This window comes from Sphingopyxis sp. (genome assembly GCF_035998965.1).
Classification (GTDB): Bacteria; Pseudomonadota; Alphaproteobacteria; order Sphingomonadales; family Sphingomonadaceae; genus Sphingopyxis.
Genome location: NZ_DASYHE010000058.1, coordinates 1 through 13707, shown reverse-complemented (window position 1 = coordinate 13707; position 13707 = coordinate 1). Strand labels below are relative to the sequence as shown.

Below are 13707 nucleotides of genomic sequence, written 5' to 3'. Positions count from 1 at the left end.
CCACGTTCAGGCGGCAGCAGCGGCCCAATCAGGTCCCACTCCGCATCCGACAAATCCCCGCGACCCATGACTGATCCTCAAAAAGCAGTCTTGAATCAGAAGGAGGAGGATTTGGGAATCCCTTTTGTCAACACGGCCTAGACGAGCGAAGACGCATTTCGCACCGAAATGCGGCAATTCCTCGCCGCCCATTTCCCTGACGAATTAAGGGGCGCGGGCAATATGCTGGCCGGGCCCATTGGCAGCTTCGGCTTGTGGATCATCCTGGCCGACGCGCATCCGGAAGCTTCGAGGGACAGCTCCAGCGTGTCGGTGACATCCCCGGCCCGCATGGTGGTACACAGCTTCCAAAGGATGACATAACGGGAGAAGTCGTCGAGCACGGTCGACAGGTACACCAAGCCCCAGCCGATGATCTTGAAGTAGGTGAAGTCGGTCTGCCACATCTCGTTCGACCGCGTCGTCTTGGTGTGGAACCCGTCGGCGGCCTTGATCACGATGAAGGCCGGACTGGCGATCAGGTCATGGGCTTTCAACATACGGTAAACCGTGGCTTCCGACACGAAGTAGCGCTTCTCGTCGGTGAAGCGCACCGCGAGCTCGCGGGGTGACAGGTCGGTTGTATCCAACGCCATGTCGATGATCTGCTGCTGGATATCATCGCAGATGCGGTTCCACACCCGCCTCGGGGCCGATGGCCGATCCTCCAGCGCCTCCGGCCCGCGCTCGAGGTAGCGGTCGTACCAGCGTTAGAAGGTCCGGCGCGGGATGCCCAACTGCTCCAGCGTGCGCTTGGCCGGCAGGTGCGACTGCTCGACGATCCGAATGATCTCCAGCTTCTCGGATGCGGGTTACCTCATTCGTCGTCAGCCCTATCCGCGATCATGCTTTTTTTGAGCAACCGGTTTTCCAGCGTCAGATTGGCCACGCATTCCTTAAGGGCACGGGCTTCGCGGCGCAGGTCGTGCACCTCGCCGGTGGTCGCGGCACGGGCGGTGTCGCCCGCCAAGCGCCGCTTGCCCGCCTCCATGAACTCCTTCGACCACGTGTAATACAAGCTCTGGGCGATGACATCCTTGCAGCACAGCTCGGCGATGCTGTCCTCGCCGCGCAGGCCTTCCAGCACGATCCTGATTTTGTCCTCTGCAGAGAAGTGCCGGCGCGTCGCACGCCGTATGTCCTTCACCAGCCGCTCAGCAGGGGCCTTCGGCGCCGATTTTTTCAAGGAGGATTGGGCTTCATCCTCGTTCCTTAGTCACTACGACGAAGCCCAAATCCTCCTTAAATCACAACCTCAAATCTGTGCCATTGGTGCTGACGGCGGACAGCACCGGCAATCCGCCCTCACATGAAGCGCTCGGGTTGAGCCATGTCGGTCTCCACGCAGAGGTTCGTTTCTTGGTAGACAACTCGTTGCACGAAATAGCTCGTCGGTCAATTGGCGCTGGCACGCGAAGCCAAGAGCGGCCCGCCTCGCGGGAGGGCGCTCACCGCCGAACGATTGCCGGCTCGATCGGACTATTCTGCAACACGGCGGGAGGCAGGTAGGGCTCCGTGCCGCGATATTCGCAATTAGTTAGCCGTCAGTGCTGGCAACCTGATGCAGCGGGGGCAGAACGGCCGCGGCGCGCCGCCTCAGACGCGAGCGGTGCCAGTTGGGGATATCGGCTTGCTGACGATGAATGGCGTCGGCCATTTCAAATCTTCCACGGCTCCTATCGAGGAGGCATGTCTTCCGATCCGCTTTCGAGATTGCCGGACATTTTCGTCAGCAATGAGCGCATCGCGCGTATCTCAGTTGGGGAAATCATATGGAGCAGTCGCGCGTAGATCATGTCGGCTTCGGCGCGCAGCTGAGGCAGGATTTCGATCGCTCGGGGCAAAAGATGAAGTTCCCAGACGCGCCGGTCGCCCTTGGCAGCGCGCCGTTCCGCGAGCACCATTCTTTCCAGCTGGTCGACAACATGGCCAACGCTGGCACGCTCCAGTTCGAGGCATTTGGAGAGGTCGGTTTGGGTCATGCCCGGGGTCCGATAGATATAGACGAGCGCGCGCCACTGGGTTCGCGTCAATCCGAAGCGCGCCGTTGAGGCATCAAACTTCCGACGCAGTTTGCGGGGCACTTCCTCGATGAGAAAGACAAACTCGTCTGAGGCCGTCAGAAGACTTTTCGCGGGAGAGATGCCGCTTGTATTGCGAGGTTCAACCATCGTCATGGACTGTAGAGCCAACATCATATTCTGAAAACCCTTTACTGTAAGATATGATATAGTATGATCGTGGAATGATTGATCAGTCGATCACGCTTGCCGGGAAAGCGGGCCATGAAATCGCAGCGTCGGTTGATGGCCCGGAACTCGGATTACCGGTAATCCTCGCGCACGGCGGCGGACAGACCCGAAGGGCATGGAGGGCGGTAGCCCACCGGCTCGCGAGCCATGGTTTCCGGACCATCGCAGTCGATATGCGCGGGCACGGCGAGAGTGCATGGGCCAGCGACGGAGCCTATGATATCTCCGATTTTGCGGCCGATCTCGTCGAGATCGCTGCGGCGACGGCGAGCAAACCGGCGCTGATTGGCGCGTCTCTTGGTGGCCTGGCCGGGATCATCGCCGAGGGAAAATGCGCACCGGGAAGTTTCGGATCGCTGACGCTGGTCGACGTCACACCTCAGATGGAACCGAGCGGCGTCGCCCGCGTGGTCGGTTTCATGGCGGCGCATGCGCGCGATGGTTTTGCGTCGGTGGAAGAGGCCGCACAGGTCATTGCCGACTATCTGCCCCATCGCCCCAGCCGGAAGGCTTCGGCCGGGCTAGCACACTATCTGCGCCGCAAGGACGATGAACGCTTCTATTGGCACTGGGACCCCGCCTTCATCGAAAGAGTGACGCAGCAGGGCGGCGGCGTTTCCAGCGACCATGGCCGCACCGAGCTCAGCGCGGCCGCTGCCTGCTTGACCTTGCCGGTGCATCTGATCCGCGGCGGGTCAAGCGATCTCGTCTCGCTGGAAGCCGTCAAGCATTTCCAGGGCCTTGTCCCTCATATGGCGTATAGCGACATTGCGAATGCGACTCATATGGTGGTGGGGGACGAGAACGACGCTTTCGGGCAATCGATCCTAGAGTTTTTGCTCGGCATCCATGAAGCGGAAATGAAATCATGAATGCCCCCGCCGTCCCGGGGCTTGAGGAATTACGTGACCTATTGGCGCTGGCCCCTTTTCACCGCTGGCTCGGGCTCAGCATCGCTGAGGTCGGCGCCAACGAGTTGGTGATCTCCATGCCTTGGCGAGACGAAATCATCTCAAATCCGACGGTCGGCGCGGCGCATGGTGGCATCGTATCGGCTTTGATCGATCTGACCGGCCTCTATACGATCATCGCGATGGGGGGTGCTGCGCGGGCGACGGCGGACCTCCATGTGGATTTTCACCGACCGGCCAAGCTGGGGCCGCTTCGCGCGATCGGCAGCCCGGTGAAATTAGGGCGGCAGATAAGCGTCGCGGCTACCCGGATCCTAGCCGCAGACGGAACCTTGGTGGCGAGTGGTAGAGGGGCCTACGTCGCCTGATAACCGCCCGAGGCGAGCCAATCTGCGCGGCCAGATGCATGCCCAGCAGCTTTCGGAGCCGAGGCAGTGGCGGCAGCGACACGCTTTTTGGCGACGTGTCCCTAGGCCGAACCCACGACCGGACGGCCGCGCATCGGCCATTCAGTCAAATCGGCTCCCTGCCGGTCACACGCGGGTTTGGCCGCTCGCCTTTGAGCCGTCGACTTTGCCTAGTCCGACAGGCCAGCCACGCAGCGCATGGAGATCAAGTTCTCCTGTGCTGCGTGACTAGACTGCTGGGTCAGGTCAGGGCGCCGGGGTGCGATTCGCGATCGCATCCTCGATCAGATCCTGCATGACCTGTTCGAGCTCGACGCCTTTCCGGTCGCCTCCGCTCGATATTTCGGTGGCGATCAAAGCGTAATAGCCGGTCTCGCGATCGATCCAGCCGGTCCAACCATAGGCACCCGGTGAGGAATTGATCTTGGACGTCGCGCAGGCCGAAGGCGTGTCGCATTCGACAAAGGAGCCGAGCGCATATTCCCAATTGCCCGCGCTCGCCGGCACGAAAACGCGCGGCAAGCCTGCGGTACGTTGCTGGGTGAAGCTTGTCATATCGGTAATAAAGCTGCCGCCAAGGAAGGCACGCAGAAGTTTCGCATAGTCGCGCGGCGTCGAATAGGCGCCGCCCGCGACCCACGGGTTGGTGGGAGCGCTTCCCGCAGGGTCATACCAGGTCGTGCTCGTCATCCCGAGCGGGGTCGTCACATGCTGCGCGAACAGTTCGTGAAAATTGCGCTGGCGTGCCGGTGACGTGCCGGGCGCAATGCTTATATCCTTTGCCTCCAGATAGGCAGCGGCGACCTGAAGGCCGTGCGGTCCATAGCTATATTGCGCGCCGGGCGCGTTGCCCGGGCGCAAAATATCATAGCGCAAATCGTGGATGCTCTTCGCGCAATTGTAGAGCGTCATGGCCGGAAGCAGCTGACAGCCGCCAACGAGCGGGCTCGCATTGAAGCCCGACGTCATCGACAGCGCATGCTTGAGTTGGACATCCTTCTTCGTTCCGATCGTGGTCCAGAAGGCAAGCGGCGGCCGCATCGGATCGTCGAGCGTCGCGATGCCAGCCTGCACCATGCGCATCCCCAGCGCGCCGGCGAACCATTTGGAGGCCGACGCAAGCGGGGTCACCCGATCGATACCAAAGCTGCCCTTCTCGTAAGCGAAGAGATAGTCGGGATCCGAAGCATTCCCGACGATGAAATAGCCGTTATCGACCTCGGTATCAGCGTCGATTGCCGACTGTAACGCGGTCCAGTCATAGGTATAACCGCCGACGGTGGCCGAAAGGCTGGCGGCCGCGGGCGCCGATGCCGCCGACGTCGACGCTTTAGCAGCGGGCGCCGCAGGCGGAAGCTGCACCATGGGACGCGCCTCGCCGCCGCCGTTGCCCCCGAACCCGCCCTGCGCCGCAAAGGCCGCAGCCCCAGCCATCGCCGCACCAGCGGCAAGCCACATCCATTTCGTTCTTCCAGCCATTTTCTCTCTCCCAGCTTCGTTGCACATCGTCGAAACGGAGGGCCTAGCGCGGCCGGACGGGCTAGGGCCTGGGCTGGCCGTTCCCGAAGTGAACATTGAGCAGATGGTCGAGCTGCGCCTTGCGAAAGCCGGCGACGACGCCAGACTCGGGCGCAAATTTTGCGAGACGGTCGCTTGCCGCATCGTAACGCGGCCAGTCGCGAACGAGTGCGCAGCCAGGAACGCCCGTCTTGGCGAAGCCAACCCAGCAGGCGGCGATGCCTTCGCCGAAGCGGCGATCCTCGTCACCGACGGCGCCGGCGACCGACGCGAAATAGTCGAGCGTCCCGAACAGATAGGGGATTTCAGACCCGTGCGCGGCGCCCTTGGCGCGGTCGCGCCGCGCCGCTGCGACATAGTCGAAATGATAGAGATACGAAGGCGCCCCTCCCGCCGTCCGGGCCGCGAGCCAGCGCGCCGGGGCGACGAACCAGGCGTCGCCCAACACCTGGCGCGCCAGTTCATCATCGGCCAGCCCCATGCCATAGGCGGCCCGGCCCGCCGCCTGGTCGCGCCCTAGATAGGCGAGCGCGGCGGATGGCGGCACGCCCATGGCAAGGATGACGCTCGCCTCGTTGCTGTTCGCGCCGACGAGGAGCGGAACGTCGATCGGCTCGCTACGCGCAAAGACGCGCCAAGGCGCTTCGCGTACCAGGTCGCCGTCGAGGATGGGGCCGGTCATCGCGCCCGGCGTCCGGACCTCGCCAGCGGCAACGAGCGCGGCGGCGGGCAGCGCGCGAAGCGCGTCGAGCGATGCTGAAGGCGGCGCACCTGCGCGCGCTGCCAACGCCGCGCCTAGCGCTTCTTGCTCGCCAAGCGGGCGCGGATCGAGGAGACCAACGCCCGACTGAACGATCGCCTTGGCGAACAGGCCTTTGGCTTCGGGCTGGGCAAGGATCGTCGTCACTCCGATCGCCCCGGCGGATTCGCCGAACAAGGTGATCTGGCGCGGATCGCCACCAAATGCGGCGATATTTTTCTTCACCCACCGCAGGGCGGCCAATTGGTCCATCAGGCCGTAATTGGCGAGCGCCTCGCCGCGCGGCTTGGCCGCGCTGAGCGCGGGATGGGCGAAATAACCGAGCGCGCCCAACCGATAGTTGATCGTCACCAAAACCACACCTTGCCGCGCGAAGGCGGTGCCGTCGAAAACCGGGAAGGTGCCCGAACCGACCACATGGGCGCCGCCATGGATCCAGACCATCACTGGCAGCTTTCGCGCCCCCGCCGGGCGCCAGATGTTCAGCTGGAGGCAATCCTCAGACTGATGCTCGGCTACCCCGCCCGCGACAAGTGCGGGGCGCACCGTCTGCGGACAAGCCGGGCCGAGTTTTGCGGCATCGCGGACGCCCCGCCAGCGCGGCGGTGCCTGCGGCGCCCGCCAGCGAAGAGCGCCGACCGGTGCGGCGGCGAAAGGAATATCAAGGAAGCGCTCGACGTCCCCCGTGCGCGCGCCCGCAAGGCGCCCCTGCGCGATTGTCGCCGCGGGGGCCGTCTCCGCCGCCGCGACAGACACCGATCCGGTCAGCATCGCGGCACCGAACAGTGCTGCCATCACCAAATGCCGCATTGCGCCCTCCTACCCTTCCCGACCAGCGGCTGGAGGCCGCGGACGGGAGCGCGACCTAGAAAGAAATGCGTCCTTCGACGCCGACGACGCGAGGCTGGCTGTACCGGTTGATCGTCGGCGCCTGCGCGACGAAATAAACCTTGTCGAAGACGTTGTTCGCGAACGCGCTGACGCTGATCTTGCCGAAGTCGACGCCGACCCGAAGATTGACGAGGACATAATCATCGAGGTCGACCGAGGTCGCTGTCAGCTCCTGTTTGCCGCCCCATTGACCACTGATCAGGACATTGCTGGTCAGCGCGACATCCTTGGTGACCGGGTAGCGCAGATTGAGGTTGGCCGAGGCGAGCCAGTCGGGAACCTGCGCAAGGTCCAGCCCGTCATAGCGGCCGCTCTTGACCTTGCCCTCTTGCCGCGAGCCACTCAAGGCGAGGCGGCCATTGCCTTCGCCGAGATCGAAGCCCTGGCTATATTCGGCCTCGATACCCCAGCTTTTCGCATCGCCTGCGTTGGTTAGATAGGCGACCGCGGCGATCGGGCACGCCGGATTGGTGAGCGCGCAGCCATCGTCGACCTGCGCGATCAGGTCTTCAAGCTCGGTGTAATAGCCCGCGATTGCGAAATAGCCGCGGCGGATCGGACTGCCCTTGATGCCGACTTCGTAAGACGTGCTGTTTTCGTTGCCGAACAGCACCTGCACAGGACTCGGCGCGCGCGGATCGGAGAGGCGCGTGTTGAACCCGCCGGCCCGATAGCTGCTGCCGACCTTGCCATAGGCGAGGATGTTCGACGTGAGCTTGTACGAGAGGGTCGCATTGTAGGAGAGATTGTCGGCGTTGATGCTGTCGTCGATGATCCGCGATGGCCCGCCGGTGGGCAGGCCAGTCCCCAAATCGTAAAGCCGCGCCGAGATGCTCCGGCTGTCGCGGGTATAGCGCAGTTCGCCGGTCAGGTTGAGGCTGTCGGTGATGTCGAAACCGAGCGAGCCATAGGCCGCATAGCTTTCGAAATGCAGCCGCGCGGGCGCGATATTGCCCGGCGACGGATTGGCGAGCGTCGGCGTGCGCGTCGTCGCCACCGAGAAATCGCTGTCGAGCAACAGCATTTCGGCGCCGACCAGCCATGTGAAGCGATCGCTCGCCCCGCTGACATGAATATCCTGCGAAAAATTGTCGGTCGTGTCGACGACGTAGGACGCGGTGCTGGCATCGAGCGGCGTGAGAGCGCCGATCTGCCCCGCGGCGCGCGCACGCGCCAGCTCGGCGGGGCTGATCGCGTCATTGTCGAGATCATATTCGGACGTGCGCTTGCGAAAGGAGGTTGTCGACGTCAGGTCGGCACCGCCCAGATCCACGCGGACGAGCGCCTGAAGGCCGTCCACGTCCTGGCTGGCGCGCGGCGCGGTGTTCCAGGGGTAGCGAAAGCGATCCTGCGTATAACCGCCGGGAAAGCCTGGCGTGCCCGCGGGAATGGATATCTGGTAATGGATCGTCGGCGTGGTCAGCCGCTGGGTCTCGGCCGTGATGATCGCGTCGACCGGCCCGCGCTTCAGCCGGATCTGGCCGCGCAGTCCGTGGCCCTTCTGCTGGTCGAAATAGACGTCGTTGTCGGGATTGTAGAAGAAGCCCTTGTCCTGCTCGACGAGATCGCCGCTGATGCGGATCGCCAGGCCATCGGCGAGCGGGACATTGATCGCGCCCTGCGTCTGGAAGCTGTTGTTCTCGAAGCCATAGCGCGCGCTCGCCCAGCCCGAGAGATCGAATTCGGGCTCGGCCGAGATGATATTGATCGCGCCGCCGACCGCGTTGCGGCCGTACAGCGCGCCCTGCGTCCCGCGCAGAACCTCGACGCGGCCGATGTCGAGCAGGTCGAGCCGCGTGAAGTTGCGACCGCCCACCGGACCGCCGGCGATATAGGCACCGTTGCGATAGAGCCCGACGCTCGGGTCGCCATTGGTGGCACGCGCGGTCGACGAAGCGCGGATCGAGATCTCCGACGTGACGGACGAGTTCAGATTGTTGAAGCGAACGCTTGGCTGATCGGCGAGGAGTTCGCCGCTGCCCGTGGCGCCGCCGCGATCGGTGAGCGACGTGATATCGATGACCGACGCCGCGGTCGGCACATCGGCCAGCCGCTCTTCGCGGCGGCGCGCCGTTACGACTATGGCGCCGTCATCATCCGCTTCAGCCGCGTCCGGAAGAGCTTCGGACGGTGCGTCTTGAGCGAAAGCAGGCGGAGCGACGGCTACCCAAATCGCGGCCGTGCAGAAAAGAAGGTTCGCTCTGCGTCCCATGGTCACTCTCCCCATCTTGTTATCGCAATTATTATCGATAATTTTGTGCAAAACCGTCGGCAAGTCAAGCCGGAAAGCGCAATGTCTTTGCAGGTGGTTCGCTGGTCTAAGAGACGACGGCGCTCAGCAGGTCGCGGACGCCCCGCGCCGTAGCGGCAAGGGGGTCAGGTGTGACCGTCGATAAATCGTCGGTCACAGCGTGGTGATGACGGTGTGCGCCAAAGATGCCGGCATGACGCACGTAGCCGGCCTTTATCACTTCCGAGAGTTCGCCCGCTGTGCCTTCCGCCGAAGGATAGGCCATTTCCAACCCCGGCTGGCCTTTGAATATCTCGCGCGCACACGTCACGAATTCGGGCGATGTCATGAGAAAACGATAGGGATCGGCGCTTGGCAGCGGCAGCAAGCGCCCCGGCATTTCCTGATAGTCACGTGCTGCCGCATTGGCGCCGAGATGAAACCAGAAAGCGGTCTCGCCGGGGGCTGGACCCACCTTGTCGGCGATATGGCTCGCACCGAGATTCTCATATTCATGCCCGCTGTTGCACAGGAAGAGCAGGCTGTGTTGCGGAAACGCTCGGGGCATCCAGTCGGCAAGCGCGAGCCACATCGCGATACCCGGCCCCCGCTCGCCGGCGCAATCGGTCCAGCCTGAACGCGGCGTAGAGACGACGAGCCAAGGGCGACCGGAGCGAACGCGTCGCCCGATTATATTCTGCGCTGCCCGAATCCCACCGCGCCCGCGAAGCGCTAATTTCGCCGCGGCACCGTGGCGCGCGGCTTCAATCACCGGGGCGGCGAGTCGCGGCGCGAGCAAGGCAAGTGGCTTGTCCGATACAGGATGACCGGCCGGGACATTGAGGAGCAAGGCCTCGCCCGTCGGCCCAGTCGTAATGAGAATGACCCCGTTCGCACCGCGCGCAAGCGCATCGGCGAGCGGCTCGCGCACTGCACGATCTACGAGGCTCGACCAGCGGCGGAAAGGCAGGCGCACGACGGCGATCGCGCCGTCGAGGCGTTCAGGGATTTCTGCGAGGCGCAGCGGCGCAGCGAGACCGGCCTCGCCGGTTTCGACGGCGAGCGGCTGTGCGACGAGCGGTATCGTGTGGTCGCCGAGCGTAAGTTCGCAATGCGACGCCTCGAACCAAGGCACGTCAAACGTCTGGCGATCCACTTCGAATCCGGCACTGAACAGCCGCTTCGCTGTCCAGTCGGCGGTCCAGCGATCGCCCGCGCCGCCCGACTGCTTGTTGCCGGCCTCGGCATAGCTTTGGACGTCGGCGAAGAGGCGTCCGGGGCCGAACATGGTCAAATCCAGGGATACAGCGGCAGCGGAGTCAACCTGCAATGCGATCGGCGCCGCGAGGCCCGCCTTAAGCAAGGTGCGGCGGTCGGTCGGGAGACGGCTCATGTCACTTTTGCGCGGCGGCGGCTGGGCTTAGGCTTTGCGTGGCGGGCCTTATATTCCTCGAGTGCGCGCCCAAAACTATTCTGAGTAACCCCGATCAGATCGCGCGCCACCGCATCGGCGGCATCGCCATCGCGCGCGACGATATGGCGGCAAAGCGCGTCGTAGAGGATGGCCGATCGCTTCGCCGCCTCGTTGCCATGCGTCTCGATATAGCTGTCAGTATAGACATTGTGCTGCCAGCGCGCGAGCAGCGCGACCCGATCGAGGAGCTCGAGCGCGAGCGGCGCATTGCTGCGTTTGGCGATAAAGCGACCGATGCGGTTCGAGACCTTGATATGCTCGAACGTATTGTCGGTGCGCTGGGTGACATCCTTATATTCGACAAGCCGGTGCATCAGTTCGCGCCCGTCGCGGTCGGTCATTTCGGCGGCCGCAAGGCGACAAACGACGCCGAACAGCGATTTCCACAGTTCATAGACCTCGTTCGCAGCATGCTCGTCGATATCGATCACATAGGTGCCGCGCCACGGCACGACCTTGACAAGCCCGATCCGCGCGAGATGCCGGAACGCCTCGCGCACCGGCGCATGGCTCACTCCGAAGCGCGCGGCGATTTCGCGCTCGCGCAGCCACGATCCGGGCGGAATCCGCCATTCGACGATGTCGTCGGTCAAAAGGCGCGCGATCACGCGGTCCTGCGTCGGCGCGCTGTCGTCGTCGGTCTTCGTCGCGGCCATGTCTCTCCGTTCGGCTTTCCCTGCTCGCGGCGCCATCCTAATCGGGCAGCGCACACGAGCAATCGATGATTGCGAATGAATTTATTATCGATAATATGGAGAATGACAAGCATCGGAAAATCGGAGTCGGATCTTGAAGCGCACCATCCTCTTTTTCGCAGCCGCGGTTGCGGCACAGCCAGCCGCGGCAGGCGAACCCGCCCCTCTTCCCGGCTGTGCCGAAGCGATCGCCTATTCTGAGGCTAATTCCGGCGTTGCGCTGCTGATACTTGAAGATGGCAAAGTGCGCTGCCGATCGGCAGACATCGCGACGCCGCAGGAACTCTGGTCGGGCACCAAGAGCCTTGTCGGGCTGATGGCGGCGGCGGGCGCACAGGATGGACTTCTAACCCTCGACGAGCGGGCATCGGAGACACTCGCTGAATGGAGGGGCGACCCCAAAAAGGAACAGATCACGCTTCGGCAATTGCTGTCGATGACGGGCGGCCAGGCATCGACCGTCGGCAGGGCCCAAGGGTATCTGGACTCGGTGAAGGCACCGCTCACGGCGGCGCCGGGCAGCAAATTCCAATATGGTCCCGCCCCGATGCAAATCTTTGGAGAGATCATGCGGCGCAAGCTCGTTGCCAAGGGCCAAGACGGCAACGCTCGCCATTATGTGGAGCGGCGCATTCTCACTCCGCTTGGGGTTACCATAGGCAGTTGGCGCAGCGGCCCCGATGGCGCACCGCTCATGCCGCAGGGCCTCGTGCTGGCAGCGTCCGAGTGGGCGAAGATCGGCGAGTTCGTCCGCGGCGGTGGGAAGCTCGACGGCAAGCCGCTTGTCGATGAACTGGCGTTCGCCGAGCTGTTCAAGGGTAGCCAGGCCAATCCGGCCTACGGTCTCACCTGGTGGTTGCCCCGTAGCACGCCGGCTGTCGATATTGTTACCCGGTCCACCGATATCACCAGTCATGCCAACGAACTCCCGGCGGATATGGTCGTCGCCGCCGGCGCGGGCGATCAACGCCTCTATATCATTCCGTCGCTTCGGCTTACAATCGTTAGGCAGGCGAAACTCGATCTGGCGGCTTTGGCGGCGGGGGAAAAAGGCGATTGGTCCGATTGGCGGTTCCTGTCACTGTTGCTGAAAGCGGCGAGTGACTAATTTGAAACGCGGCCGAAAACATGTCGGGGCCGATCGAACCTAGGCCGTGCCGCTGCAATATGATCATTGAGAATTGCTGGCCGAATGGAAACGCGGCACGTGGAGTTTGCCGCTGGACCAAAATGATGACGGTTATTGACAGCCCGCGCGGCAATCATACCCGAGGGGCGGAACCTTGCACGCGACGCCGCAGTGGGGCGAAGAAGGATGCAGCATGTTACGGGGATTGATGCAGGACGCGCCGCTGCTGATCAGCGGAATATTGGAATATGCCGCGCGCGCGCACGGCGAGAGGGAGATCGTCTCGAAGGCTGTCGATGAGCCGGTTTGGCGGTATGACTGGCACCGCTGCGATCAGCGTGCGCGTCAGGCTGCGCAGGCCCTTGGTGTCCTCGGGATTGCAACGGGCGACCGCGTCTCGTCGCTCGCCTGGAACACGCACCGCCACCTCGAACTCTTCTATGCGGCGCCGGGCATGGGCGCTGTATTGCACACTGCCAACCCGCGTCTCAGCGACGAGCAAATCGCCTTTACTATCGCTCATGCAGGCAGCCGCATTCTCTTCTTCGAGCCCAATCTAGCCGAGCTCGTCGCACGGCTGCGCCCTCTCCTTCCAGGTATCGAGCGTTATGTCCTTCTCGCGGATCGCGGAGCGACCGCGCCAGATGTTGCTGACGCGTTGAACTATGAAGCGTTGCTGGCACGCCAGGACGGGGCCCTCACCTGGCCGAGCTTCGATGAAAAGGCAGCCGCATTTCTTTGCTACACTTCGGGGACGACGGGCGACCCCAAGGGCGTCCTATACAGCCACCGATCAATCGTTCTCCACGGGATGGCGGCCGGTCTGAGCAGTGCCTTCGGGTTCAGCGCTTTTGATGTCATCATGCCCTGCTCGTCCATGTATCATGCGACGGCATGGGGACTTCCGTTCACGGCAGCGATTAACGGCTGCAAGCTAGTGCTTCCTTGCGACAGGATGGACGGTGCCAGTCTCGCCGATCTGATCAACGAAGAGGGCGTCACCTTTTCGGGCGGTGTGCCCACGATCTGGACCATGTACCTCGCTCATCTCGACACCACGGGGACGGGGGTCGGCAATCTCAAGCGCCTCGTGATTGGCGGCTCGGCCGTCCCGCGGGCGATGGCCGAGACATTCCGCGCCAAATATGGTGTCACTGTGCTCCAGCTCTGGGGCATGACCGAAACCAATCCTCTCGGCGTGATTTCGACGCCCTCCCCGCTCCTGATGGCCGAAGGCGAGGATTTCGCGAACGATCTCCTGCTGACGAAGCAGGGTCGCATGCAATTTGGCATCGAACTGCGCATTATCGACGGCGATGGCACGCCGCTCCCCTGGGACGGTGAGCAGGCGGGTGCGCTCCAGGTCCGCGGACCGTGGGTCGTCGATCGCTATTTCCCCGA

10 protein-coding genes and 1 pseudogene are annotated in these 13707 nt (G+C 63.3%); 4 read left to right on the top strand and 7 right to left on the bottom strand.

The window, feature by feature from the left end; genetic code table 11:
• Nucleotides 1-242: 242 nt before the first annotated feature.
• Both VGN68_RS10630 and VGN68_RS10625 read right to left on the bottom strand, forming a co-directional pair.
• Nucleotides 243-1225, bottom strand: a pseudogene (locus tag VGN68_RS10630) (helix-turn-helix domain-containing protein); the annotation flags it as partial.
• A 490-nt stretch (nt 1226-1715) separates the two neighbouring features.
• Nucleotides 1716-2216: a MarR family winged helix-turn-helix transcriptional regulator gene (locus VGN68_RS10625; protein ID WP_223181259.1), complete on the bottom strand. Its 501-nt coding sequence runs from the start codon at nt 2214-2216 to the stop codon at nt 1716-1718.
• Nucleotides 2217-2284: 68 nt separating this feature from the next.
• On the opposite strand from VGN68_RS10625, the gene VGN68_RS10620 reads away from it, so the two are divergent.
• Together VGN68_RS10620 and VGN68_RS10615 are read left to right on the top strand one after the other, a co-directional pair.
• On the top strand, nt 2285-3163 hold the full coding sequence (locus tag VGN68_RS10620) for an alpha/beta fold hydrolase (protein ID WP_039575377.1): 879 nt from the start codon (nt 2285-2287) through the stop codon (nt 3161-3163).
• Entirely contained in the window at nt 3160-3570 is a 411-nt protein-coding gene (locus VGN68_RS10615; protein WP_054588691.1) for a hotdog fold thioesterase, read from the top strand. Before VGN68_RS10620 ends, VGN68_RS10615 begins: the two co-directional genes overlap by 4 nt.
• Before the next feature lie 285 nt (nt 3571-3855).
• Here the strand turns inward: VGN68_RS10615 and VGN68_RS10610 are convergent, their stop codons facing one another.
• The 5 genes from VGN68_RS10610 to VGN68_RS10590 all read right to left on the bottom strand — a co-directional run bounded on the left by VGN68_RS10610 (nt 3856) and on the right by VGN68_RS10590 (nt 11138).
• On the bottom strand, nt 3856-5088 hold the full coding sequence (locus VGN68_RS10610; RefSeq protein ID WP_136173728.1) for a serine hydrolase domain-containing protein: 1233 nt from the start codon (nt 5086-5088) through the stop codon (nt 3856-3858).
• Nucleotides 5089-5149: 61 nt separating this feature from the next.
• Nucleotides 5150-6697 carry a carboxylesterase/lipase family protein gene (locus tag VGN68_RS10605; RefSeq protein WP_082665267.1) on the bottom strand — a complete coding sequence of 516 codons (1548 nt, stop codon included), beginning with the start codon at nt 6695-6697 and terminating at the stop codon, nt 5150-5152.
• Between the two features lie 55 nt (nt 6698-6752).
• The gene (locus VGN68_RS10600) at nt 6753-8990 is read right to left on the bottom strand and encodes a TonB-dependent receptor (RefSeq protein WP_054588694.1); all 2238 of its coding nucleotides are present in this window, start codon (nt 8988-8990) and stop codon (nt 6753-6755) included.
• Between the two features lie 106 nt (nt 8991-9096).
• Nucleotides 9097-10401 carry a hypothetical protein gene (locus tag VGN68_RS10595; protein WP_054588695.1) on the bottom strand — a complete coding sequence of 435 codons (1305 nt, stop codon included), beginning with the start codon at nt 10399-10401 and terminating at the stop codon, nt 9097-9099.
• The gene (locus VGN68_RS10590) at nt 10398-11138 is read right to left on the bottom strand and encodes a GntR family transcriptional regulator (RefSeq protein ID WP_052208263.1); all 741 of its coding nucleotides are present in this window, start codon (nt 11136-11138) and stop codon (nt 10398-10400) included. The genes VGN68_RS10595 and VGN68_RS10590 overlap by 4 nt, the downstream gene beginning before the upstream one ends.
• Before the next feature lie 133 nt (nt 11139-11271).
• On the opposite strand from VGN68_RS10590, the gene VGN68_RS10585 reads away from it, so the two are divergent.
• Nucleotides 11272-12285, top strand: coding sequence for a serine hydrolase domain-containing protein (locus tag VGN68_RS10585; protein WP_052208266.1), 1014 nt, complete (start codon nt 11272-11274; stop codon nt 12283-12285).
• Nucleotides 12286-12499: 214 nt separating this feature from the next.
• Nucleotides 12500-13707, top strand: a 1208-nt coding sequence (locus VGN68_RS10580; protein WP_327476429.1) for an AMP-binding protein, incomplete at its 3' end; no start/stop codon positions are given.